Source organism: Enterococcus sp. DIV1304_2 (assembly GCF_050555445.1).
Lineage (GTDB): Bacteria > Bacillota > Bacilli > Lactobacillales > Enterococcaceae > Enterococcus_B > Enterococcus_B pernyi.
In genome coordinates this window covers 1,429,124-1,454,775 of sequence record NZ_CP187851.1, presented here as the reverse complement: position 1 = coordinate 1,454,775, position 25,652 = coordinate 1,429,124, and the positions used below count along the sequence as shown (strand labels likewise).

16 protein-coding genes are annotated in these 25,652 nt (G+C 39.2%); 12 read left to right on the top strand and 4 right to left on the bottom strand.

Features of this window, described 5'->3' with window-relative positions:
- Positions 1–497 precede the first annotated feature (497 nt).
- On the top strand, positions 498–9,794 hold the full coding sequence (locus tag IGJ14_RS06750) for a QWxxN domain (RefSeq protein ID WP_195475959.1): 9,297 nt from the start codon (positions 498–500) through the stop codon (positions 9,792–9,794).
- 254 nt (positions 9,795–10,048) lie between these two features.
- On the opposite strand, the gene IGJ14_RS06745 is transcribed toward IGJ14_RS06750, so the two are convergent.
- The 3 genes from IGJ14_RS06745 to IGJ14_RS06735 form a co-directional block, all read right to left on the bottom strand.
- Complete coding sequence (locus IGJ14_RS06745) at positions 10,049–11,047, bottom strand: tyrosine-type recombinase/integrase (protein ID WP_066025005.1); 999 nt, start codon at positions 11,045–11,047, stop codon at positions 10,049–10,051.
- 248 nt (positions 11,048–11,295) lie between these two features.
- Complete coding sequence (locus IGJ14_RS06740) at positions 11,296–12,606, bottom strand: sensor histidine kinase (RefSeq protein ID WP_066025004.1); 1,311 nt, start codon at positions 12,604–12,606, stop codon at positions 11,296–11,298.
- Between the two features lie 4 nt (positions 12,607–12,610).
- Complete coding sequence (locus tag IGJ14_RS06735; RefSeq protein WP_195339272.1) at positions 12,611–13,285, bottom strand: response regulator transcription factor; 675 nt, start codon at positions 13,283–13,285, stop codon at positions 12,611–12,613.
- Positions 13,286–13,426: 141 nt separating this feature from the next.
- Between IGJ14_RS06735 and IGJ14_RS06730 the strand changes: the two genes are divergently transcribed.
- From IGJ14_RS06730 to IGJ14_RS06700, 7 genes are all read left to right on the top strand, one after another.
- Entirely contained in the window at positions 13,427–14,152 is a 726-nt protein-coding gene (locus tag IGJ14_RS06730; protein ID WP_019723345.1) for a polyphosphate polymerase domain-containing protein, read from the top strand.
- On the top strand, positions 14,142–14,816 hold the full coding sequence (locus tag IGJ14_RS06725; RefSeq protein ID WP_019723346.1) for a DUF4956 domain-containing protein: 675 nt from the start codon (positions 14,142–14,144) through the stop codon (positions 14,814–14,816). Before IGJ14_RS06730 ends, IGJ14_RS06725 begins: the two co-directional genes overlap by 11 nt.
- 13 nt (positions 14,817–14,829) lie before the next feature.
- Positions 14,830–16,674: a carbohydrate-binding domain-containing protein gene (locus IGJ14_RS06720; protein WP_019723347.1), complete on the top strand. Its 1,845-nt coding sequence runs from the start codon at positions 14,830–14,832 to the stop codon at positions 16,672–16,674.
- A gap of 283 nt (positions 16,675–16,957) precedes the next feature.
- Positions 16,958–18,031 (top strand): ABC transporter permease, encoded by a 1,074-nt coding sequence (locus tag IGJ14_RS06715; protein ID WP_019723348.1) that lies wholly within the window; start codon positions 16,958–16,960, stop codon positions 18,029–18,031.
- A gap of 7 nt (positions 18,032–18,038) precedes the next feature.
- Entirely contained in the window at positions 18,039–18,719 is a 681-nt protein-coding gene (locus IGJ14_RS06710) for an ABC transporter ATP-binding protein (RefSeq protein ID WP_019723349.1), read from the top strand.
- An 18-nt stretch (positions 18,720–18,737) separates the two neighbouring features.
- Positions 18,738–19,349: a TetR family transcriptional regulator gene (locus tag IGJ14_RS06705; RefSeq protein ID WP_019723350.1), complete on the top strand. Its 612-nt coding sequence runs from the start codon at positions 18,738–18,740 to the stop codon at positions 19,347–19,349.
- 259 nt (positions 19,350–19,608) lie between these two features.
- Positions 19,609–20,187, top strand: coding sequence for a histidine phosphatase family protein (locus IGJ14_RS06700; protein WP_019723351.1), 579 nt, complete (start codon positions 19,609–19,611; stop codon positions 20,185–20,187).
- A 97-nt stretch (positions 20,188–20,284) separates the two neighbouring features.
- Here IGJ14_RS06700 and IGJ14_RS06695 read toward each other — a convergent pair whose 3' ends face one another.
- On the bottom strand, positions 20,285–21,157 hold the full coding sequence (locus tag IGJ14_RS06695) for a MurR/RpiR family transcriptional regulator (RefSeq protein ID WP_019723352.1): 873 nt from the start codon (positions 21,155–21,157) through the stop codon (positions 20,285–20,287).
- 213 nt (positions 21,158–21,370) lie between these two features.
- Here IGJ14_RS06695 and IGJ14_RS06690 point away from each other — a divergent pair, with 213 nt between their 5' ends.
- The 4 genes from IGJ14_RS06690 to IGJ14_RS06675 all read left to right on the top strand — a co-directional run bounded on the left by IGJ14_RS06690 (position 21,371) and on the right by IGJ14_RS06675 (position 25,599).
- Complete coding sequence (locus tag IGJ14_RS06690) at positions 21,371–22,408, top strand: Gfo/Idh/MocA family oxidoreductase (protein ID WP_019723353.1); 1,038 nt, start codon at positions 21,371–21,373, stop codon at positions 22,406–22,408.
- A gap of 215 nt (positions 22,409–22,623) precedes the next feature.
- Positions 22,624–23,667, top strand: a complete 1,044-nt coding sequence (locus IGJ14_RS06685) for a LacI family DNA-binding transcriptional regulator (RefSeq protein ID WP_195339271.1) — start codon at positions 22,624–22,626, stop codon at positions 23,665–23,667.
- A gap of 147 nt (positions 23,668–23,814) precedes the next feature.
- Positions 23,815–25,149 (top strand): PTS sugar transporter subunit IIC, encoded by a 1,335-nt coding sequence (locus tag IGJ14_RS06680; protein WP_019724024.1) that lies wholly within the window; start codon positions 23,815–23,817, stop codon positions 25,147–25,149.
- 12 nt (positions 25,150–25,161) lie between these two features.
- Positions 25,162–25,599, top strand: coding sequence for a DUF3284 domain-containing protein (locus IGJ14_RS06675; protein ID WP_019724025.1), 438 nt, complete (start codon positions 25,162–25,164; stop codon positions 25,597–25,599).
- Positions 25,600–25,652: the final 53 nt, after the last annotated feature.

The window sequence follows — 25,652 nt, the reverse complement described above, 5'->3', positions numbered from 1 at the left end:
CTCCATAAATAAATTTGTTAATAAATGTACAAAGTCTTAAAATATGATAGCATATCCACAATCTAAATAACAGAAAAACCTGAATGTAAAGTTATCTTTTGAATTGAGAGGGAAGATTGGATGAGAAATGCGCAACATCCACATGATGTGACGTAAAGGTTTTTTTTGAGAAAATGCTTGCCCACTCGCTTTTCCAATTTTTTATTTTTTTAGTAGGAGATACTCATACAAATGAATTTTCATACTCATGAATATACCATAACCTTCTATACCTTTCATATTTACCCACTGAGATAATTAAATGGTAATTTTGAAAACACATAACAATTTTCTATTCTACATAAATAATAAAAGCTTTTAATAAAGGATTTATTAATCATTTTTTTATTTTTTTCAAAAAAATAGTACTTAGAATCGGTTATTTTTTTAATAAGATAAACTAAAATAATAGATATACCATTTGAATTAATCAGCTGTATTGAAAAGGAGCGAAAAAAATGCCAATCGAAGAGCATCGTAAAGCAGTCGGTACATTTGAGAATAAGCGCAATAAAAAGTCTGATCAAAATGCTAGGCAAGAAGCAGTCAATTTCATCTCCAGCACTGCAAATAACCAGCTAACGGAACGAATTAGATGGTCTCCATTACTTTTCCTTCAACTATTAGTCATCACTGATTCTTTAGCTGTGAGAGGGGAACCCCCAAGGACGCTTCGCACAAGTCGGCCTGCCTTTGAAGCTGACACGTATGTGGATATTGGTCCAGCAAAAACTGACGTGAATCATATTATGATGGATCAAACCCCTACGAATCAGACCGAGATATACCAGCCGACGATCCATTCTCTTTCTTTTCGTTCGAGTGTGAATACGACCCTCGTTCAACCCGCTCAACCGATCAATGCTTCTGAATACCTTTCTGATCCTGTAAAAAACGCGACCTTACAAGAACCTGTTTCTTTAGCTGAATTTACACATCATTGGACACTACATGTACATAAAACTATTCATAATCTGGAAAAAATCGATAAGTGTAATACTACCGTCACGCCTATGTCCGTACTTGAGTATGGATTATGGGAGAAGAAAAACCATACGCTTTATCATTTTAATACGATCTGTGAAGAAGCGAAATCAAAATCCCTTCAATTAAGAGAACAAGCCAAAGACGATCAACAAGAAATCCACCATTTTTCTTTTAAAAATAAAGATTCCAAGAATAAAGTAGATCTAGGTAAAATCCAACGTGAGGCAAAAAATATTGCTCGTATGGTCCTATCCTCTTACTATGATTATGAAGGGGAACCTTCAAGTAGTCACAGCGAAAACAATCATACTCGACCGTTCCTGCCAACCTCTTTTTTGGAAAACCTAACGGATACCTTCACTTCTTTTTTTCACGAATACCAGAATACGAGTCACACGACTGGTTCAGGTGAACCACCAGTAGAAAGCGTATTATCAAAATTTTTTACAGTGTTAACTCGGACATTCTCAGCGGAACATTTGGCAACTGAACATGTGCACAAAGAAAGTAGTAGAGGTGCTGGGGCAGCTTATTTCCCTCAAGCACCCCAGGAATCCAAGAACGAACGACCGAAGGCATCCAAGAGCTACCAGACTCAGACAACTAAGAACGACCAAGCAACTGATAGACCGATTTTGGAGGAAGAAGAACATTTAGCAGCGCCATTGTTAGAATTAGCCAAAAAATTCAACGAACGGATCGATCAATTCTTTGAAAAGATCAACTTTCAGATACTCCCTGGAGCGGAAGCGTTACCGACACCTCAAAAAAATCTGAATGTTCCGATCTTACCTTATGCCTCCAGTATGAGTGTTTCAATGAATTATCTGGAAGACGAACCTTCTCTTGAAATCCAAAAAACAGTCAATAAGGTAATGAAGCGTTACATAAATATTGAACCTTCACTTCCAATAACTACCAAATTCTTAACCCCATTTTGGTTTCATTTAGTGCTATTTCAAAAGAGACATAACGTAGGTGTGGCAATGGAAACGATCAGAAAATCACTTTGCGAGTTGTCTGATGACGTTTGCTTCTCGAATAGTGTCTCCACAAAAGAACTGTTTCATGCTCTTTATAACTGGGGGACTTCAAAGGACCCAAGCGATCAGGAGCTAGTATTAGAAAGAAGACGTCAAATTGCGCAGATCATTTTAGAGGCTTATGGCGTAAAAGATGAGCAAATTTCAGATATCCAAGCGATAAAAATATTTCTACAAGCACGTAATAACCATGCCTTCATGAACTATAAATTTCAACTTCCAGACACATTGAATCAAGTGACACCACGCATTGATACGCCTGCCGCCTCAGCGGATGTGCCCCCCTACGATGCGAGTAAAATACCACTGAATTCAGTAAAAGAAATCACACAAACTACTCGAGCCTTTATTAACCAAAGAGTGGATATGTATACAAAAGGTCAACCATTACCTATGCCAAAAACCGAAGCAATCGACGCTTTTTGGCTCGACTTAGATGTCTTTCAACAGCGCGTGGAAACAGAAGTGGCAACCAATCGAATCAAAGAACGTGTGTGTGAATACCTAGGTTTCTGTTTGATTGATGATTTGTCTACAAAAGACTTTTTCCTCGCTCTACTAAAGTGGGTGGATAACGACATATCAAGTGTTGCCATCCTGGAAAAAAGACGCCAGGTCGCTAAAGTTATACTTCAAAGCTACGACATAAATGATGACACCATTTCAGATGACCGAGCCATAGCCATTTTCTTTCAGTGGATTTACAATGATGTGTTTAGCGACATCCAGTTCAATGAACCGAGCCTAACAGACATTCAACACTTGAAATCATCTTCGCCAACACAAAAAAAACTATTGCCTTATGACATCAGTTCGCAAGTCGCTTTGAACTCCTCTAAAGAACTTTCACAAGAAGAACACGATGCCGTAAATAAAATCGTCACGGCTTATTTGAAAAATCAGCCTTTGCTTGATAAACCATCATTGACTTTGCCGCCAATATGGTTTGATCGAGAATTGTTTGATCGAAGAGCAGAGACGGAGAAAGTCAATAAGCAAATCATCGAGGAACTTGTTGATGAGTATGAAGAATTAAAAGGATCATCAAGACTAGCGTCAAATGATTTTTCACTTGTTTTGCAAAATTTTGCCAATAACGGAGGCTCAAGTGCGGTAATTATCGAGCGGAGAGTACAAATTGCCAAAACGATTCTAAAAGAACATGGATTACCTGCACATAACTTATCAGAGGAGCGAAGCATCGCAATTTTTTTGCAGTGGCGCTATAACAACGCGTTTAATGGTTACATATTTAAAAAAGAACCTGATCATTTGGTTCAGAAAAGGGCAGGAGAACATATCCCAGGCACCGAGTTGTATGAAAGTGCTAAAAGTTTACAAGCGCCATTATTGTCATATGAGGAGCTAACTCTGGAAGTTGAACATGAATTAAAATTACGGCTCATATCCTATCTTGATATCAAGCACTTATACACGAACTTGAAATTAGATGCCGTGTTAACACCCTTCTGGTTTCAATTTGAGGTTTTTAAAGATCGATATCATACAGAAACAATCAATGAAGCCGTAAAAGAGTATTTAGCCAATGAAGACGGTCGTTTTAGGGAATTGAAAGGATCACTCATACGCTATATCTTTATTGAGCTGGCTAAATTAGAAAATGAAGAAAGTGCGAGTCAATCACTGCTTAGAAGAAGAAAGATTGCCCATGTCATACTTCATACGCTAGGTCGCCCAGCGACAAGATTGTCTGATGCAGAAGCAAATGCCATTTTCCTACAATGGCGAGCGAATAATGTCTACCATGATGCTAAATTTCTAGACGTAAAAACAATTCCTTTTTTTGAATCTCCTGAGTATACTGAAACAGCAACGACCAATCAGACGGAGAAAGTGGTTCCTTCAGATCTGGAAAATGATTTGACACAAATCAAAAAAGTTGTGCAAGCAGTCATCGATAACAAGCAACCTTTAGAAGCCGATATACATGATCTGCCAAATTTTTATTTTGTTGGCTCTATTTATCAAAACAAACAGAGAACAGCTAATGTCAATAAGAAAATAAGAAATTATCTTGTCCAGCAAAGAATTGTGAAAAAGCTAGACACGCCCGAGAATCTAATTGAGCAAGTTGAAAAATGGATAGGTAAAAACTGGCAAACTGAAAATAGTGTTGATGCAGAAAGAATGCAATTTTTTGCATACATGATCTTGAAAGAATACGATGTACCACTGATAAGATTGGGTGAACAGTTATCAACAAGAAAATTGGAAGCAATTTATATGCAATGGAAACTGAATACTTTACTAGAAGGAGCAATCTACCGATCAACCAATGAAAAAACAACCTATTATAAAATATCTCCAGATGAATCACCCTACGTGATAAGTAAATTTCAGCAGAAGCAGGAAAGTGACTACATCTATAAGAAATATAATAAGGGCATGGTAACCAATACCAGTATTTTCAATGGAAAATTACTCGTTCCATATGTGTATTATCTTAATATTTTTAATAAAGTAGAGAGAACATTCTCGGTTGATCGGAGTAAAACATTCTCTGCTAATGAGATAGTTAGGAGATATTTACGTTCAAAAAAGGTCATACTGAAGCGTTTACAAAACCGCTATCTAACCCAAGCAGTGGAAAACTGGATACTCTCTGAGAAAAGATATCCTCTAATGGTGGTACGGGTGTATAAAGTAGCCAACATCATCCTTAGTGCATACAATGTCAATGAGGAAAATTTGACTCTTGAAAAAGCATATGCAGTGATCCTCCAATGGATAAATAATAATGCGCAAGTTGATTTCACTTTTGATATGGAACACTTGAATTTTGCCTATGGAAATGATGAGGAAAGCAAAAAGCAAGAAATGAAGGAAAAAGTCAAAGCATTTATTTCTGAGAATGGCATTAATAAAAGTAATAAAAAAATCAGTGATGTAGAGATTGATAAATTTGGAAGTTCTTTAATACAGGTTGAAGAAACATTACAAAAAGTAGCCGATTTTTTAACTTCCTATGGCCATCCTTGCAGTCCTGACGATAAAAATAACTTAGTTAAAGTGGCCACCCACTGGACGCTTCAAGAGGGAACATCCACAGAAAAAGTTGATATGAACAAAGTCAGAAACTTATTAGTTCTGTTTGTCGGAATCTTTAAAGTTCGGGAGCTCTCAGATGAAGAGGCACACCAAATGTTTCTTAAATGGGCGATGGATACACTAGAACTAGCCGCTGCACCGACGGAGGTAAAACCGGCACCATCGCGAAACGATCGATCATTCGTCATCACTGAAGCTGGTCGCTGGCGAGATAAAAATATTAGGAATCAAATCGAAATATTCTTTCAACAGAAACAGCTACTGTCTACAAACCCAAGTAAAGAAGAATTGTTGGTTGCTCTCGGCAAATGGTTTTCTCAAGATAGCGCAGGGTTCGTCCTCATGAATGATAAAACGCAACCTATAGCAAAAATCATTCTGAAAGAAATGAATCGATATGGTGGGGAAGCAAACGAAAAAATCAGTGAAAAAAATGCAGAATTAACAGTGACCAAATGGATCTTTGAAACGGTATTAGAAAGCTCGATCGAAGCTTATGTCACAAAAAATATTCTCAACGCAGAAGATCCATCAATATTTACTATTGGACAACTTAGAAACCTATTTGAGGTAGATGAATTAGCAAAAGCAGGTGTGTTCAATTTGTCCAAAACAGATGCGAAAATATCAGAGGACTCCTTAAGCACCTTAAAAAAAATCTGGATTCTTCTTGTTCAAAAGACCTTACCAAATTATTTCCTTGAGACGAGTCAAATTTCCGACGATTTACTGATATCAGATTTTGGATCGGTGATACAGCTGGTCGGGTCGAAAATACTTGAAAACGTAGGTTATCGTACGAAATTTGATCAAACTGAAATTCGCAAGTTAGGCGCTCTGTTCTGTGAGACGATCAGTACCCAAGGAATCACAACCATTGATGAACTAAATCATTTGTTGATGCCCGCATTGATCACTACGGCGCAACTCGATCCAGAAGGACTACGCAAAGCAGGAAAAGAAGGGAAATATAAAGAATATGCGTTGCAAACCTTTCTGGGGTATTGGAATAGGCGCGATGAAATCCGCTTGGACATTCAAAAAGAAATAGAAAAAAGATTTTCACCCTACCAAAAAGCAACCATCAATTGGCGCAGAAAACAAGCGATAACAAATGATGTCGTACAAGAGTGTGAGCGGCTTGGTGCCACCTTTACTTTTGGAATGGGGGAAATCTATCTAGGTGGTGGAAATCCATGTCCTAGCCTATTTACTCCCATCAATATTGAGGTCGCCTATAAAAGCTTGACAAGAGCTGTTTCTGATAGTTATTTTGATTTAGATCAAAAAATAATTGAACTTTCATTATATTCGTTGAATATGGAAGATCAGCATTTTATCTTTTCTCCGGATACTACTGTCTTTTTAGCATCTGCTAAATTATCCAACAAGGTCCATTACTATGGTCCTTCTGCACCTGGTTCGATGCCTATGATCTTTTTTAAACATGATCCATGGTTAGACACCATTCTTGAACTTGAGCAAACGGATCTATTTGTGGCAAATAATGGAAAGGAAGAACGAATATACGCGTTAAAAAGACTGGCAGATGAAGGTGGGTATGTCATCCAACGAGTCGATAGAGACCCCTTGCTATTCCTTGAGTATGGTTTGTTTAATAACAAGCATCTTTTGAAAGAAGGCTATTCAAAGGAAGGCGATCGGATTAAAATAGGCAAGAAATTATTTACCTTTACCATTGACATCAAAAAAGATAAAAAGCTATGTCAGGGATATGATACAAAGCCATTTATCGATCAACTTGCACGTCATCACAGTGATTTGCTTTATAATATCATGTATGAACTCGGCAATGATAAAACAGTCACTGAAAAAGTCTGGAATGTAGTCAAACATTTTATTCCATTTTATGATTGTGTTGTAGGTATCATTGATCAAGATATTGGTGAAGCGGTGACATCTTGCACGATTGATGCCGTTATGATGATTCCTATTTTTGGTCAAATCTCGGCACTCAATTGGAAATTTGCGCTAGGTGCATCTAGAGCGCTGGCGAAAGGTGGCTTAAAATTAGTAATCAAAAATACTACGTATTTTCTTCCTAGTATGACTGACATAAAAGTCTTGATGAAAAGTGTTGCACGATCTGTCGATCCAGGATTTGAATTGTTAGTTGGCGGAGCAAATTTGATCATCAAACGATTGATCAGTTTTAAATACAGTTCACTGGTTACAAAAGAAATGAAACTACTATTAAATAAATTAGAACGCTTTGACAGTGCAACGAAAGCGCGATTAATTGAAGAAGAGGTATTGCTTGCTAAGCTATCAAAGGATGGACCACATATCTTTGTCAAGCGTGTAAAAGACAATTTATTTTTACAGGTGACCGATATAGAAACTGGTGATGTCTTTGGGAAATATTATACGTTGCACGGCGATCAGTTAAAACCCTTTGAAGGCCCTATTTCCTTCAATTCAGAACAAAAGGAATTAATCAAACACTTAGCAAGTACAGTTGCTGTATATAAGTCTTTTTCTGATGAAAAGAATTTAAACCCAAGAGGGTACGGAGATGGTCCAATCTTAGCAATCAAAAAAACAGATCTACCAACAGAGTATTACATCAAGCTAAACGGTCATGTAGTCCCAGTCAGAGCGACAATTATCGAAGGTCAAGGCATCCGATATGACGTATGTAACGGAGACAAAATATTTCCGGTAAAATATAATGGGATCGAGTGGGGATTTGAGCCACCATCATCACCATTGGTTACAAAAGAAGTAATCGTAACAACCACAAAACAGTTGCAAAAAACAGAAACGATAAAAGATCCAAGTACGCTTTCACCACCAGATGAAAATGGTTTGATGTGGAATGCTTATGGAAAGTCCTATCTCAAAATCAATGATCAGTATGTGACAACCGTACTACTAGATCGAGAATTTAATCGCTACGGTATATTGAATAAAAGCGGGAATGATCTGCTAACGATTTTACGCTTTGATTTAGAAAATAATTCTTTCCGCTTGGAAACCTCCGAAGAAAAACGACTGTATGAACTGGAAAAATCGATCCGCAGAGCTGGAAAAAAAGAAATTCCCTCGCACGATCTCCCAGGTACTTCGAATGCAGGGACGTCAGCTGGCGCATCGAGTTCACAAACAACAACTACAACCAAAGAACCAGACTACTCTATCTTCCCGAAAAATCCTGGAAGAGAAAAAGAGTGGAATATGATTCGAGATGCTATTCCTTACTTTGAGATTGATGCCATCAGATTTGTGGATCATAGCGTACAACTTCCTCCTTTAGATGCGCTTATTCCACTACCTAGAAACCGAGTCAGAATAGACGCAGAAAAACATTTGTTAAGTGATCTGGCAGAGATCGTCCAACTATATTTACCTAAAACGCCCGAGCTTCCCTACAAAGTTTATTCTGGTCTTGAACCGAGTAAGTTACCGGCTTCTCTCAGACCGTTTGCAAAAAAATTCATAGAGGAGGTTCAGGAAACGACAGCGATCTTCGAAACTTATATAAAATTAGCTGAATTCTGGCTAAGTCATGACAAAATAGAGGATACAGATGCAGCCAAACTTTTTATGCCGCTATTTGAACTACAGAACGTTGAAAACAAGGAAGAGATTATGCGAGCAGCACTAAAAAGGTTGTTATTTATCTCTAAAAAAGGACTCCAGTTCGTTGAACAATCCGCTACTTTTGGCTTTGAAAATATTTGGCTGATTTCTACTGATTTGGTTTATCAAAAAAGTACCAAAAGTTATTTTTCTCAATATACAACGCGCCCCCGTGCAGACGCATTTATTATAAGCAATGATCCGAATTGTCGCATCCTTATTTTTGCTGATACTTTTCATATGGATTCAAAAATAGATTTGAATCGACAAGTACGTCCGGGTATAAAGGAAACCTTTATTCATGAAATCACACACACTGTGGCAGGCACAGAAGATTGGATATGTTACACCTTACCCCCTCGAGGAGTATTCATGAACAGTCTGGAAGAGATACGAGATTCCTTTAATAAAAATAAAGATAAGCTTATAGGCACTCCGTCATTTCAAGAATTCGTCAAGCAGGCAGCAATGTGTTACGGTTTACCAGAACTATCACCAGAAAGTGTCTTGGTATCTATACGTACAGATCCATTTTTAAGTGCAAATATTAAATTGACTGATGCAGAAACTGTAATGAACCTGATCGTCAGTCTTGTGAAAGGACTTCCTTTTTCGCGGGCTAAAGTACAAAAAAGAGAAACAAACAGTATGGATCTAGGGAGTGGCTATCTTATGATGGCGATTGCCTTATCAGAAATATGGGACTTTAAGGCAAATGAGATGGAAATTCCATTGGAGAATGTTCATACGATCCTAAATAATAAAACAGTCACTGCTACTCCGGAAAGAGCCACTGGTCATAGAGAAAAAAGAGGGATCGAAAGCATCATTAACGAAGGAAAAGAAAATAGTGAAAACGTGAATGTCTTCGGCTTGACCGGCAAGACTGAAAATAAACGGAATGTCTTGGATCCGTTTGGATTGATCAGAAGACAAAAAATGAAGAAAAAACAAAGAGCAGGCCAAAAACAAAGTCCTTTAAATCCCTTTGGACTAGGAGGGAACAACGATAAAAAAATGAAGCGAAGTGATTTAAATGTATCACAAAGATAAGTTAGTCACGGTGATTGAATGGCTTCTTTATCAGTCAAGTGCAACGGATCATGTTCTTAGAGAATGAGCAGTTACGACATAATTACTTCATTTCAAGAAAGCAGACAAAATCAACTGGATCGTTTTTTCACACTTGAAGTGAGGATACTTGGCAGCTAATAAAATCAGCAACAAGAAATAAATCGCATAGAAAGTGAAGAAACAGGAAGATGTAGCGAACTTTCTATGCGATGATTTCATGGATCATTGGAGGTTCAACGATAGGAGAAGTCACGCATTTTCTCATAGATTTCTTCAAATGAGTGTGGACGTACGTAGCGATTACCACAGAGATAATTCACTGCATCTTTGTCGTCTAAGTATAATTCAGTGTAGTAACGAAAAGTTTTCCGACACAATTCCGGTGAAACGTTTTTGTACACCGTGATCCGATCGAGGATTTGGCGAATCGTACGAGGCGAGATTTGTTCATCATGTGAAGAGCGGAAAACATAGGATTCACCAGATGCGCCATTTTTATGTTGGTTGGCATAGTTCGCAAGTATCGGAAGTGCTTCATTTGGAATAGGTACTCGCTCTAAACGATTCGCTTTCCGATCTACAACCAAAATCTGTTTCTTCAAATCAAGGTTTTTCCATTTTAATTCAACGACTTCATGGATCTTCAAGCCACAATAGAGGAGAACAGCCACGATTGCCAGATTTCTTGCACGATTTTTTTGTTCAAAAAGTGCTTCCCGTGGAGAATTAAAACCTTTTTCAGGAACGAAAAGCGAGTCAAAATCACTTAATAAGGAAGCGTCGATATAACGTGGAGCGGCAGAGGTAGTTTCTGGTAAACTATCCCCTAATAAGGAAATCTCTTTTTCAACAAGGCCTTTTTCATACAAAAAGCGTAGAAAATGATTCAAAGCATATTGCTTGCGAGAGATCCCGTAGTAACCATTTTTGAATTGCTGTTGCGTTTCTTGTGCAGCAGCTGTATGGAAAGCCCGCGTGTGAAGGTAAACTTCACTTAAAAAATTAAGATAGACTTGTTTTTCCAATTGGATGATCAACTGATCATTTATTTCTTGTTTATGTGTTTTTCGTAAGTAATCTGTAAATAAATGGAAATCTTTTGCATATTCATAGCGACTAGCTAATGATAATTTTTTTGAGTTCGCCTGCAAAAATTCATTGAAGATCGGTGGTAACTGGAGCATTCGTTGTTTCAATTTTTCTTGTATCTGTTTTCTTGTTTTGGCATCCATGCAAAAAACCTCCATTTCTTATCTGATGTCATGGGAACAGGAACTAGTGTATTTTCTCGAAAGATTGCTTCTGCACCTCCAATGTATTAGCCTGATAGGGGGAGCGATGAAAAGCAACTGTTACTTGTTATCCTCGTCTTATTTTACTACAATCATTCACTGAATACTAAAAACTAAATCAATAAAAAAGACACTTTGACGTAGCACCAGCTATGGTTCAAAGTGTCTTTTCACGTGTCACTAAATGATTATTTGATGGGTAACTGAATCTTGAAATCCACCCCCACAGGCAGGTGATCTGACACAGTCAATTGTCCCTTGTGTTGCTCGATCAATTGTTTTGCGATTGCTAAGCCAAGTCCATAGCCACCCGTTTCCTTTGATCGAGCTTGGTCTTCGCGATAAAAACGATCAAAAATCCGTTTTTTGTCTTCGTCACTGATCGCAGGACCTGTATTTTTGACATGGATCACCCAGTCTTTATTGGTGCTAGCTGAAGTGACAATGATCTCGTCGTGTTCACTCGTGTACTTGAGTGCGTTATCTAGCAAAATGACTAATACTTGATGGATTTTTTTCGGATCAACTAAAACACTCATGTCTGCTTGGTTCTCGACTATAAACTCTTTTTGATCAATCGTTGCCATCTCTTGGAAAGGTTTGATCAATTCAGCGATAAATCCTTTTGTTTGTAGTTCTTGCTTTGCGAGCGTATCTTGACTCGAATCGCTTCGCGCTAAGGTCAATAAATCAGCAGTCAAGCCAGTCAGGCGTCTTGTTTCAGACAATGCTTGCGCAATACTTTCAGATTCTTCGATGATCGTATGATTTGGTTTAGTGAAGAGGTGTTCCAAACTGTTTTGGATGATTGTTAAAGGTGTTCGCAATTCATGGGAAGCATTTTCCACAAATTCTCTTTGTCGGCGCCATGATGCTAAGATCGGACGCATGTTGAGCTTAGACAAATAATAGCTAACGCCAATAGAGCCTAGCCAAAAGACGATCATACAAAGAATCAAAATCGTTTGGAATGTTCGCAGAGAAGAGTTGATTTGATTGGTATTTTCTAACACTTGGACGTAGGCAACTTCTCCTTGGTTTGTTGCTTTTTTTGTAACGGATCGAAAATAAAGGGGCGTTCCTTGGTCAGCTTGCGCCAGTTCAATGTCTTGGATCGTATCTAACTTACTCGTATCCAGCTTGATTCCTTCGATTTGATTAAAACGACCACCAATGGTTTCTTTATTCAAGACTTCACCTGATGCAGACCACAAGATCACTTGAGTATTGAAACGATCGCCTTCAGGTAGTGACTCTGTTTGACGCGGAGGGATCTGGGCGTTGAAAAAAGGATCTCCCTGTTGATAACGTTCGATTTCTAATTGCACTATATGGGCGTTCAATGAGACATTCTTCAACATCAGGTCGGTCTCACGATAGGCTGACTGATTCAATAATTGGAGAATGATTCCTCCAAGCAAAAGAAAAATCAAGGCAAAGGCGGTCACATTGGCTGCAAATAGTTTTGTGCGTTGTTTATTGAAAATGCTGTCTGTCATCGGCTCACTCTCCCTGTAAGATATAGCCGACATTACGCAACGTTTTGATTTCTTTATCCAAGCCAGTCTCGCGAAGATGTTTTCTAAGATTGCTCATATAGACTTCTACGACAGTGATCGTCGTGTCAGAATCAAAGCCCCAGATACGGTCGAAAATCTGCTCTTTCGTCAAGATGATCCCTTTATTTTGCAAGAAATAAACAAGCAACTCAAATTCTTTACCTTGAATCGGAAGTAGTTGTTTCTTGTATTCGACGGTATTTTGTTGTAAGTCACAGATGATCCCTTGATACTCCAACGTATGTTCACTGAAGAGTCCGAGTGAACGTTTCAATAATGCTTTGATCCGCATCAGTAATTCTTCACGATAAAATGGTTTGGTCAAATAGTCATCTGCACCACGTTCAAAGCCTTCAATTTTGTCTTCTAAGCCATCTTTTGCGGTCAAGATCAGTACCGGCGTCATGATGTTCTTTTTCCGAAGATGCGCTAATACTTCATAACCGTTCATTTCAGGGATCATCAAATCAAGAACTGCTAGATCATAAACACCAGATTCCAATTCATATAAGCCTTCGCTGCCATCATAGACTTGGGTCACTTCACCGATTTCAGAAATGATCTCTTTGATATTATCCGACAATACGTGATCATCTTCGACCACTAATAATTTAATCATACATTCCACCTCTATTGTTTTCACCATATAAGTTGATTTTACCATGATTAGCATAAACAAAACTTAAATTTCGGATTAAGTTCCGTTTAAGCTAACCTTTGTATGCTAGATGACATCACTTGATACGACAGGAGGAAGAAAATGAAATTAAAAAATGTATTCCAACGCAAAGAAACAAAATATCTGGTCCCAACGACACAATTCAATTCTTTTTTTAAAGACTTGAAAAAACAGATGCAGATCGACGAATATGGGCTGCATACTATTTTATCCTTGTACTTTGATACACCAGACGATCGTTTCATTACCAATTCTATGACGAAACCAAAATACAAAGAAAAATTCAGAGTAAGAAGCTACGGCATCCCAAAGGAGACATCGATGGTCTTTCTAGAAATCAAAAAGAAGGTCAACGGAATCGTCTATAAAAGAAGAATGCCACTCACTTATGCTGAGTATCTGCAATGGCTAGATCAAAAACATTTTCTCAAGAATGAAGACGAACAAATCCCACAGGAAGTGAACTGGTTGTTCAAAAGAAATCCAGATTTGTCGCCTAAAACAATGATCATGTATGAACGAATGTCGCTATTTGGCACGTCAGATCCAGATTTTCGTGTGACGTTTGACCAGAATATCCGTTTTCGCAGTACCAATTTGGATCTATCAATCACAGGGGAAGAAACTTTGGTTGCGCCTGAGATTGGCGTATTGATGGAAGTGAAAGCGCTAGGGGCGTATCCCTTGTGGTTTGTGGAGCTACTAAACGATTATCAGCTAAGAAAAGGGAGCTTTTCAAAATACGCAGAAACATATCAGCGACATTTATTCGTTCAGACAAAGGAGGGAAAGAACCATGCTATCTAGTTTGATCGAATCAGGGACAACCATTCAACCTAAAGAATTATTGATTTGTATCGCCACTTCATTAGTTTTAGGGTTATTAGTTGCAACTATCCATATGCAACGTAACGTCTATACGAAAAGTTTTGTTGTTACCGTCGCTGTCTTGCCGATACTGGTTCAATCAGTCATCATGTTGGTCAATGGCAATCTTGGAACAGGCTTGGCGGTCGTCGGTGCCTTCAGTCTGATTCGTTTTCGTTCGGTTGCCGGTGGTTCAAGAGAAATCACTAGTATTTTTTGGTCGATGGGTATCGGGATTGCTACAGGGATGGGCTACGTTGCGTACGTGGTGATATTCTCAGTTATCGTCGCACTCTTTTTACTACTGCTTTATCTTTCACCTTTTGGCAATCAGAATAATGTAGCCGAGCGAGAATTGAAGGTAACGATTCCAGAAGATTTGGACTACCCTGAACTGTTTACCGATATTTTTGAGGAGTATACGTATACGCATCATCTCAGTTCTGTTCGAACAACGACCATGGGGAGCTTGTACGAGTTACGCTATATTCTTCTATTGAAAAATCAACAGCAGGAAAAAGAAATCATTGATCAAATACGTGTTCGCAATGGTAATTTACCAGTCGTACTCGGTAAAGTAGCCACGAATCGTGAAGAATTATAAAGGAGGAACTCGCATGAAAAAATTCTATTCATTGATCGCTACCAGTCTCTTATTAACAGCCTGTTCCTCAGCAAATTCAGCTTCTTCGGGTAAGACTAGCACAGAGGAAACAGATACAAGTACAGTGACAAATCTCTCGACAGATACGACATCGACGGAATCAGAAACGACGTTCGGTAATTATGAGACAGAAGATCTAACAACTAGCTATGAGGAAAGTTCCGCTGTCGACATCCAATTAGGGAAGGAGACAGAAGTGACAGGAGAAGGTGTTGAAGTTTCTGATAAACAAGTAACGATCACAAAAGGAGGGACTTATGTCATCAGCGGAACATTGACTGACGGTCAATTGATCGTGAATGTGCCGAAAGAAGAAAAAGTCCATCTGATTTTCAACGGTGTATCGATCACCAATTCTAACGGACCCGCAGTGGATATCCAACAAACAGAAAAGGCGATAGTGACTTTAGCAGACAACACTGAAAATCACTTAGCTGATGGAGAGACATATACACTTGCTGAAAACGAAACTGAGCCAGATGCCACCTTGTACAGCAAAGAAGATTTGACGATCAATGGTACTGGCGCATTGACTGTCGATGGCAATTATAGTAACGGGATTCGTAGCAAAGATGACTTAGTCTTGATCTCTGGAACCTATAAGATCAATGCAAAAAATAACGGATTGAAAGGAAAAGATGCGGTATCGGTCAAAGATGGAAGCTATCAGATCACCACCGAAGAAGGGGATGGCATCCAAGCAAATGGAACAGAGGACGAGACAAAAGGTGCTGTTGCGATCGACGGCGGGACTTTCAATATAAACAGTGGAAGAGACGGCATCCAAGCAGAAACATCCATCCGTAGCCAAGGAGCAGAAATCACGATCCAAACGGCAGACGGAGCCGATAGCACGAACTTAGATACAAATGAAAGTTACAAAGGCATAAAAGCCGGGAATAATGTGTTGATCAGTAGCGGAAACTATACCGTCAATAGTGCCGATGACAGTATACATACCAATAACAGTGCGGAAATAACAGGCGGGACACTCACATTAAGCTCTGGAGATGATGGGATTCATACAGACAACGAATTGACCTTCAATGGCGGCACAATTGACATCCAACAATCCTATGAAGGCATTGAATCAGCAGTCATCGCCTTCAATGACGGAGAGATACATGTCACTGCTAGTGATGACGGGATCAATGCCGGCGGTGGGAGTGACACAGAAACGACGACTGGACAGTTTGGCGCTGACAGCTTTGGCGGGCCACCGGATGAGGCGGATGATAGTAAAGAAGTATTGATAAACGGTGGCACGATCTATGTCAATGCGGAAGGGGACGGTTTAGACAGCAATGGGAACATTGAGATGTCTGGCGGTACGATGCTGATTGACGGCCCCGTAAATGGCGGTAATGGCGCATTGGATTATGGTGGCGCGTTTACTTTAACAGGTGGGACATTTGTCGCTGCTGGCTCAAGTGGAATGGCGCAAACCGTCAGTGATAGTTCTACTCAAGCGACAGTAGCAATCAGCTATGACACTGTTCAACAAGCAGATACACTAATGAGTCTGCAAACAACCGCAGGGGAAGCAGTGATTGCGTATCAACCTGCTAAAAATTATCAAACAATCGTAGTCTCGTCACCGCAGCTTGCAGTTGGGGAAACGTATACGATTGCTACCGGTGGCACGACTCAAGCTGAACTTACGAATGGCTTTAGTGAACAACTATCAATCAGTGATGCAGAAGATTTAGGCACGTTCAGCTTCGCAGATACGTCAATGACGATTTCTCAATCCGGGGAAGAAGTTTCCTTTGGTCAAATGGGGCCAGGAGGTTTTTAGTTCCATCAGCGAAGAGAACGAAGGATAGTGATCCCAAGAATAGCGTGCGAACAAGCGCCATTTTTGGGATCATTTTTTTGTTCATCACTACTTTCGTAACAGATCGCAAACGCTTGTGTCACATAGAATATGGCTATCTAGTGTGTTTTTTTTCTTAAAAATACTAATATTATGAACGAATTTATCAGACGAAGCAATTGACTTATTGGATGCACAAGCGCTATACTTTTATCCAGTGACACTTTGTCACTCACGAAGAAACCGAAATGGAGGAATCAAAAAAATGTTTTTAGCGATAAAAGAAATGCGCTATGCCAAACTACGCTATGGGCTGATTATTGGAATCATGTTCTTGATCGCTTATGTTGTGTTTATGTTAACTGGTTTAGCAAGTGGACTCTCCGAAGAGTTCAAAAAAGCAATTGTTGACTGGCAAGCACAAGAAATCGTGCTATCAGAAGATGCCAATAAAGTCTTTGCTGCCTCTCAATTGACGAGAGAAGATCTGGATCAAGTAGACGCAAAAGACAAAGCGCCTATTGGCTTATTCAGCGGAGCAGTCAAAGCAGAAGAAAAGGAAAATATCACTGTATTTGGGACGACACGCGATGCGTTCTTATTGCCTGATTTATTAGAAGGCGAGATGTTCAAACAAAAAAATGAAATCATTATTTCCAAAAATATGGCAGATCTAGGTTTTTCGATTGGCGAAAAAATCAAAATTGGTAGCTATGATGAAGAACTAACAATCGTTGGGATCTTCCCTGAAACTTATTACACGGTGGGTCCGGTCGTTTACACAGATCTCGATACATGGACACAGTTGAAATTTGGCGATCAGCCTTTTGCTTCGGATGAGAAGAAGCCGATCAATGCCATTGTCACGAAACAAGCTGCCACTATCCAATCGGATGGGGCATCAAAAACATTACAAAAATTGTCGATTGACGACTTTATTCAAAGTCTCCCAGGTTATTCTGCACAAAACATGACATTGAATGCGATGATTTATTTCTTGTTTGTCGTTGTTGCAGCAGTTGTAGGCATCTTTATGTATGTGATCACCTTACAAAAAACAGCGATTTTCGGTGTGATGAAAGCACAAGGGATCAGAAATTCATTTATCGCCCGTTCCTTACTAGCACAAGCATTCATCGTAGGAGTGGTTGGTGTAGCATTCGCAGTAGGGCTTGCTTTCTTGACTAGTTTGATCTTACCGACTGCCATGCCTTTCGCGATCATGTGGCCTCAGTGGCTTTTATATAGTGGGATATTGATACTCGTAGCAATGATCGGTGGGCTATTCTCCATTCGGACAGTCGCTAAAGTTGATCCAGTTATTGCGATAGGAGGGTAATAGAAAAATGAAAGAAATCTTGACAATGAAAAATATCGTCAAAAAATTCGGCAACGGCCGAACAGAAGTGACTGCACTAAAAGAAATCAATTTTTCAGTGAAACAAGGAGAATTTGTCAGCATCATCGGCCCTTCTGGTTCAGGGAAAAGTACATTTTTAACCATCTCTGGTGGTCTTCAAACACCTACTTCAGGTGAAATTCACATTAACGGTCATTCGTTTTCTGAATTAAATGAAAAAAAACGAGCAGACTTACGCTTTAAAGAAATAGGCTTCATTTTACAAAGTTCAAATTTGATTCCTTTCCTAAAAGTCAAAGAACAGTTTTACTTAGTCGATCGTGTCGCTAAGAAAAAAGCCGGGGATGAGCGAATCGACGAATTGCTGAAATCATTGGATATCTATGAGTTAAAAGACAGTTATCCAAAAGATTTATCTGGTGGAGAAAGACAACGAGTAGCGATCGCAAGGGCTTTATTCAATGACCCAAGCTTAATTTTAGCGGATGAACCAACAGCAAGCTTAGATACGGATCATGCCTATGAAGTTGTCAAATTGTTAGTCAAGGAAGCCCATGAGAAGCAAAAAGCGACCGTCATGGTCACGCATGATTCTCGGATGATCCAGTGGAGCGACCGTATCTATCGCATGGAAGACGGCTATTTAAAAGAACAAGCTAAAGCTTAAGCAGTAAGGAGAGTGTTTATGCCAAAAGAAACATTTTTCAATATTTCCAAAGAAAAGCAGCAATGGATCTTAGAGATTTTATTAGATACATTTTATGATCAGCACATCAGCCAAGTCAAAGTTTCAGAAATCGTTGAAGCAATGGGGATGTCTCGTGGTGCGTTTTATAAATATTTTCAGGATTTAGAAGATGCGTATACATTTACTGTCCGAAACTATTCCAATCAAGTCCATGGAGATATCATCGCTTCGATCAATCGAAATCGAGATCATTTTTTCTTAGGAATCGAAGAATATCTCGCCTGGTGTGGACAGCTAAGTAAAGATAGTTCTTATTGGCGATCCATCAAATTACTCACACGTGCAAACGATCTAGGTTCAGCGAAGCGTTCAAATGATCAAGGTAACACATCGATGGTTGAACAATGGCTTGATTTGTTGAAAATCAACCAGATCGTCATGGCTACGACAGAAGAAGCCATCAGCTTTTTATATTTCGTGATGGCTCTTGTCATGAATTCTTTGACAGATTATATGATCAACCAATGGACAGCGGAAGAACTAGTAGAGGATTTTCGCTATAAAGTCAAATGGCTAGAGATAGGGGTAAAGAGTAAGGCTAATAGTTAGACAAGTCTATAAATAAAAAGAAGCATCTACTTCCGCATCATTCTTTGTAATTGGGAGTAGGCGCTTCTTTTTTAGACAGTCGCTGAATAACCATGATTAAAGCTTGATGGTAAACATCTGGAGCATTGATCATTTCAAGTCAAGAAAACTTTTATCCCCACTTCATCGAAAAAAATAGGTTTTCTATTGACTTGGAGTTTACTCCAGAAACTATACTAACTAATGAAGATACATAGCCAAATCGACAGGAGGTCTTTAAATGAAAAAACTTTATCTCATGCGTCATGGTCAAACCTTGTTCAATCAATTAGGGAAAATCCAAGGGGCTTGTGACTCTCCCTTGACAGAAGCTGGGATCAGACAAGCAGAGGTGGCAAGAGACTATTTTGAAACCAATCACATCACCTTTGATGCGTATTATTCATCCACGCAAGAACGGGCTTCTGATACGCTCGAAATCATTATCGGGGAAAAAGAATATCAGCGATGTAAAGGGTTAAAAGAATGGAACTTTGGCCGATTTGAGGGAGAAAGTGAAGCGTTGAATCCTAAACGAACAGTTGGCGAAACTTCCTATGGTGATTCATTTGTTCCTTATGGCGGTGAGTCGGCAAAAGAACTCCAACAAAGAATGAACACGACCTTGATCGATATCATGGAAAAAGAGCACCAAAGCGTGTTAGCAGTTAGCCATGGTGGTGCCATGTATTTATTCATTCAAAAATGGTTGCCTTATGAGCAAGTAGCCAAGCTGAAATTTTCAAATTGTTGTATTTTAGAATTCGAGTATAGCGATCGTCAATTTTCATTCATCCAGGCGATCAATCATCAATTTTAAGTTTTTTTGATAAATGAAGTTTTATACGCCTAGACTAATAGCCCAAAGACGAAACGAAGGTTTCAGTCTTTGGGCTATTTCTTTGTTGCTACAACGCTTACTTCTTGTATTCCTTTAACAAGCCTTTTTGGATCAGCTCTTGTTTTTCTTTCAAATTCAATAAATTTTCTTGGTAGTTTTGCGTATACATCAAGGAGTACAAGGTATTCAAGACATAGTCGAAGGCAATTTGAGAAGAGAATGTAGCAACTTTCGCAAAATCATACTCTTCTTGGGACACGACCAACCGCATGGCTGCTTTCTTTGCCATTTCAGACTGTTCATTTCCTGTGATCAATAAACTAGGTGCGCCAATATGTGCCAGATAGGTAAGAATACGTTCGTAATGATGGATGCGTCCACTATAGCTAATAAAAATCCCGCAGTCCTTTTCCGTCAAATTAGCTGCATTCCAGGACGAATCGCTATATTCTTCGGCTAAGATCAAGAACTTATTTAGTTTAACTAATTTGTTTTGGAATTTCCGAGCAGTTGTTTGCGAATCACCTTTTGCAAATAAGAAAATGCGCTCTGCTTTGTTTAAAACAGTCGCGATGGTTTCTAAGGATTGATCTTCCATTTGAAATTGCGCTTTTTTGATGGCTTGAATGGATAGATCTGCCATTTTTTTGGCAATCATCTTCGCATCATCATCAACGGTAAAAGGAAAATTAGGATCGATGACTTGATTGAACTGAGCAACCAGTTGGTGGACTTCTCGTCCTAATTCAAAGCGAAATTCTTTAAAGCCGCTATAGCCGATTTTTTTACAGAATCGGATAATAGCGGAATGGGAGGTATAGGTCTCCTTTGCCAGCTCTTCAATCGTCATATAAACTGCTGCTTCCAAATTCATCCGCAGATAATCGGCGATCCGTTTTTCATTTGTAGTAAATGTTTCTTGTTGGGTTAATTTTTCTTCGATAAGCATCCATCACACACCTCCAAATCTATCTTACTGAATAACTAGAAAAATAACCACTTCTTTTTACAGTAGTCTAAGATTGAACATCTTTTTCAAAAATATCGTCATTCTTTCAATTTCTTTGAACATTTCTACCAAAAAAACTAGAATCGGTATTCTTTTACCTATTGTGCGCTATACTCAAGAAAAGAAATCATTTAAAAAGCAGGAGGAAACGACATGTTAACCATCGCATATTTAGGTAATGGCAAAAGTACCAATCGCTATCATTTACCCTTCTCAAGAAGGCTACCAGACAAAATCAACGTCAAAAAAATCTACTCTCCATCAGCACCCATTTGGGAAACTTTTGATGAGATCGAATATACCGATCAGTTGTCTGATCTGTGGAATGATCCTGAGATCCAATTAGTAGTCATTACGACACCAAGCCAATTTCATGCAGAATACGCCAAACTTGCTTTGGAAAATGGCAAGAACGTGTTAGTCGAAAAACCTTTTGCAGAAACTTCAAAAGAAGCAAAAGAATTATTCGACTTAGCAGCGGAAAAAGGACTATTTATCCAATGTTATCAAAATCGTCGCTTTGATTCGGACTTTTTGACTGTCCAAAAAGTGATCGAAAGTGGGAAGCTTGGTGATATTTTAGAAGTGGAAATGCACTATGACTACTTCCGCCCAGAAATCCCAGAGGGTACTAAGGAATTTTCAGTTGCCAACAGCTACTTATATGGTCATGCCTGTCATACAGTAGATCAGGTTCTTTCTTATTTTGGTGAACCAGATGATATCCATTACGATGTCCGTCAATTACTAGGCACCGGTCGAATGAATGATTACTTTGACTTAGACTTTTACTACGGTCGAATGAAAGTTTCGATCAAATCAAGTTATTTCCGTATCAAAGAACGTCCTAGTTTTGTCGTCTATGGCAAAAAAGGGATATTTGTCAAACAAACAAAAGACCGACAAGAAGAACACTTAAAAATGTTCTATATGCCTGAAAATGCGGACTTTGGGATTGATCAACCTGAACACTATGGTGTATTGACCTACATTGATGAAGAAGGAACTTATCATGAAGAGAAAGTTGTTTCTGAAGTCGGAGATTATCGCCGAGTGTACGAAGGAATCTACGAAACGTTGATCAATGGTGTAGAAAAAATCGTAAAAGATGAAGAAACGTTGTTACAAATGAAAATATTAGAAACAGGTATCCAACAGATTGAAGAAGCAAAAACTGCATTTGAAAATTAAGGATGTTGTTACATTCAGCAGGGGATACTCTTTTTCCAAGTAATGAAAGAATCGAGCCGTAAATCTAAAGGATGATTTACGGCTTTTTCGTTTATTCTACCCACTGATTCACACAATGCAACAACAAATCCTCAAAGGGCAAACGCTAAATTTTCATTCGCCTTTTGTTTAATCTTCTGTTACTATTTAGTAAACAGTAAACAAGAGGTGAGTAAATGGCATCTATACGTGATATTGCAAAAATCGCTGGGGTTTCAGCAGCGAGTGTTTCCCGTATCCTGAATGAAGATCCCACATTTAGCATCAACGAACAAACGAGGATACGTGTGATTGAAATTGCCAATCAATTAAACTATTCTGTCGATAAAAATAAACGTGGTAGTCGAAGTCTAGGAGATGAAATGACGATTGCCTTGATCGTTCGTCATCAAGAAGAAGCAGAATTAGATGATCCCTATTTTCGCAAAATCCGTGGTGGCATTGAAAAAGAAGCAGCAAAGTGGCGTTTTCGCACGATCCGTGCTTTCCATATGAGAGATGCCCATAAAGAATGGAAAGAGTTAGCGAAATATGGTGCGGTGATCATGATCAGTGAAATGACGATTGAAGCAACAAAAAAAATCGCTACGATCAATCCCAACTTGATCTTGGTCGATAATTACTCGAACTCTGAAGAATTTGACTGTATCCAAACCGATTTCCAACAAAAAACCGTGGAAGTATTAGAAGTTCTCTATAAGAAAGGCCATCGAAACATCGCATTTATCGGTGGCTACAGCAGTCAAGTAGCTGAAAACGGTGACGTTCATAAAAACAAAGAGGAGATTCGAGCGGAATCTTACCTGAAATGGATGAAATTAAATGGCCTGCAACATTATGCAAAAACATATCAAGGAAACTGGAAACCGGAAGATGGCCTTCGTTTAGGCAAAGAGTTATTGGCGCAACCATCCCCACCGACAGCAGTCATCGTGGCTAGTGATCCGATGGCAGTAGGTGTTTATAAAGCAATCAGTGAAGCAAATAAAAAAATCCCTGATGATATTGCTGTCGTGAGTTTTGATGATATCGAAATGGCTCAATTCATGACACCAAGCTTATCAAGTATCAAGGCAAACCCGGAAGAAATGGGGCGCTTAGCTGTACGCTTAGCGAAGGAACGCATGCTAAAAGAACGAACGATGCCGATCCGTGTGATCTGTCGCAGTGAACTCGTGTTACGAGATTCCATCGGACAGGACAGCGCGCTTTTAGATTAACTCATTTTACACATTTATTCCTTGAAAAAGTTCGAGAATCTCTCTTTCTCGAACTTTTTTTGTTTTCTCACTTGTGTAAACATTAAGTAAACAATTATACTCACCAAGTAAACGTTTGCACATATTAAATAAAAGGAGTTATCACACATGAAATTTGTCGATAAATTAGCTGAAAAAATGGTGCCCGCTGCAACGCTGATCGCAAATAATAAATATCTACTCAGTCTCCGAGATGGTTTTATGATGGCTTTTCCTGCAACAATGTTTGCTTCCATCATGATCATTATCCAAAATTTGCCAACAACATTTGGCTTCGCTACTTTTCTGCCAGAAGCATTCAATACCTTTTTAAATGAGTTCTTTGGACCTGTCGGCAATGCGACAATGAGTATTTCAGCACTTTTCATTGTATTTGGGATCGGTTATCAATTGGCTGGTCACTACAAACAACCACAAATCTTTGCTGGTGCCATTTCACTTTCTTGTTTCATCATGCTGTTACCGTTTGGGAGCGATGAAACCATGGGTACGTTTATTCCTTTATCGAAACTAGGTGCTGAAGGGATGTTCGTGGGTATCTTGACAGCGATCGTCGCTACAGAAATCTATAGTCGGATCAGTCGCTCAGGGTTTACGATCAAGATGCCAGAATCTGTACCGCCGATGATTGCTGAATCTTTTGTGGCCATCATCCCTGGAGCTGCTCCTTTGTTTTTATTCAACATCATCCGCTATCTATTTACTTTTACCACCTGGGGAAATGCAGTCGATTTCGTTTATCAGATGTTGCAACAACCTTTGATGGGACTTGGCGGAACTTTACCAGCTGTATTGATCGCTGTTTTCTTTACGCAACTTTTCTGGTGGTTCGGTATCCACGGCACGTTAGTCATCAATGCAGTGATTGATCCAATCATGGGTGCTTTAGCCATCGAAAACTTTGAAGCATATAAAAATGGCGCTGAGCAGTTGCCACATATCATCAATACGACCTTTATGGGGGTGTTCGTCAATCAAGGAATGCAACTTGGTATTTCGATCACGATGGCGTTCTTTATTGCTCGCTCCATCCGTATGAAAAAGACGATGAAAACGATCATGGCGCCAGCGATCTTTAATGTATCAGAACCAATGACTTTTGGACTGCCCGTCGTGCTGAACCCTATAGCATTCATCCCTTGGATTCTAGCGCCACTAGCTTCTACCACGATTTCATACTTTGCGATTTACTTTGGCTTCGTTCCTCGTCCAATCGGGGCAACGGTTGTCTGGACGACGCCAATTTTACTGTCAGGTTGGTTAGGAACTGGTTCGATCACCGGCGCACTTTTGCAAATCGTAACAGTAGTTGTGATGACACTGATCTGGGTGCCTTTCTTAGTTGCAATGGACCGTGAATATTTGAAGGAAGAACGCCAACAAGTGAAACAAGAAAAAGAAAACCAACTGATGGATGGAAAAATCACCATAGAAGAACAGTAGGGAGTGATTCGTATGCGGATCGATACCTTGAACTACCGAAAGAAAATACCGACACACCCCGCACATTTTTACCAAGTACTTCTTGAAGAACAATTAAACTATTTTCACAGCAAGGACTCTTCAATTACCAAACTGACAGAAGGAGCAGCCATCACGACTGCGCTTCAAACAAAACTAGGGCAAGCGACTGTCGAAAGTACGCTAACGATCCAACGTTTAGTCAAAGATGAACTACTTGAAATGACTACTGATTACTCCGGTGGAAAAATCATTCAAACCTACCAACTGAAACGTCAAGATGAGCAGCAGTTCACATTGCATTATTCTGAAAGAAATGAACTGGTTGATGCCAAAACGCAGCTGAGTTTGCTTTTTGTCCTGCCATTTTATAAATTCTTTTACAATCGTCAGTTAGCCAAAAGAGTCAATTATTTGATACAAAAGCTCTGATTTCTCCACAAACAAGGAATGGAGGAACAAAACGTCGTTCTCTTCATTCCTTG

Coding starts and splice junctions, on each gene's coding strand:
- IGJ14_RS06750 (WP_195475959.1), top strand. CDS start 498: ATGCCAATCGAAGAGCATCGTAAAGCAGTCGGTACATTTGAGAATAAG.
- IGJ14_RS06745 (WP_066025005.1), bottom strand. CDS start 11,047: ATGGATGCCAAAACAAGAAAACAGATACAAGAAAAATTGAAACAACGA.
- IGJ14_RS06740 (WP_066025004.1), bottom strand. CDS start 12,606: ATGACAGACAGCATTTTCAATAAACAACGCACAAAACTATTTGCAGCC.
- IGJ14_RS06735 (WP_195339272.1), bottom strand. CDS start 13,285: ATGATTAAATTATTAGTGGTCGAAGATGATCACGTATTGTCGGATAAT.
- IGJ14_RS06730 (WP_019723345.1), top strand. CDS start 13,427: ATGAAATTAAAAAATGTATTCCAACGCAAAGAAACAAAATATCTGGTC.
- IGJ14_RS06725 (WP_019723346.1), top strand. CDS start 14,142: ATGCTATCTAGTTTGATCGAATCAGGGACAACCATTCAACCTAAAGAA.
- IGJ14_RS06720 (WP_019723347.1), top strand. CDS start 14,830: ATGAAAAAATTCTATTCATTGATCGCTACCAGTCTCTTATTAACAGCC.
- IGJ14_RS06715 (WP_019723348.1), top strand. CDS start 16,958: ATGTTTTTAGCGATAAAAGAAATGCGCTATGCCAAACTACGCTATGGG.
- IGJ14_RS06710 (WP_019723349.1), top strand. CDS start 18,039: ATGAAAGAAATCTTGACAATGAAAAATATCGTCAAAAAATTCGGCAAC.
- IGJ14_RS06705 (WP_019723350.1), top strand. CDS start 18,738: ATGCCAAAAGAAACATTTTTCAATATTTCCAAAGAAAAGCAGCAATGG.
- IGJ14_RS06700 (WP_019723351.1), top strand. CDS start 19,609: ATGAAAAAACTTTATCTCATGCGTCATGGTCAAACCTTGTTCAATCAA.
- IGJ14_RS06695 (WP_019723352.1), bottom strand. CDS start 21,157: ATGCTTATCGAAGAAAAATTAACCCAACAAGAAACATTTACTACAAAT.
- IGJ14_RS06690 (WP_019723353.1), top strand. CDS start 21,371: ATGTTAACCATCGCATATTTAGGTAATGGCAAAAGTACCAATCGCTAT.
- IGJ14_RS06685 (WP_195339271.1), top strand. CDS start 22,624: ATGGCATCTATACGTGATATTGCAAAAATCGCTGGGGTTTCAGCAGCG.
- IGJ14_RS06680 (WP_019724024.1), top strand. CDS start 23,815: ATGAAATTTGTCGATAAATTAGCTGAAAAAATGGTGCCCGCTGCAACG.
- IGJ14_RS06675 (WP_019724025.1), top strand. CDS start 25,162: ATGCGGATCGATACCTTGAACTACCGAAAGAAAATACCGACACACCCC.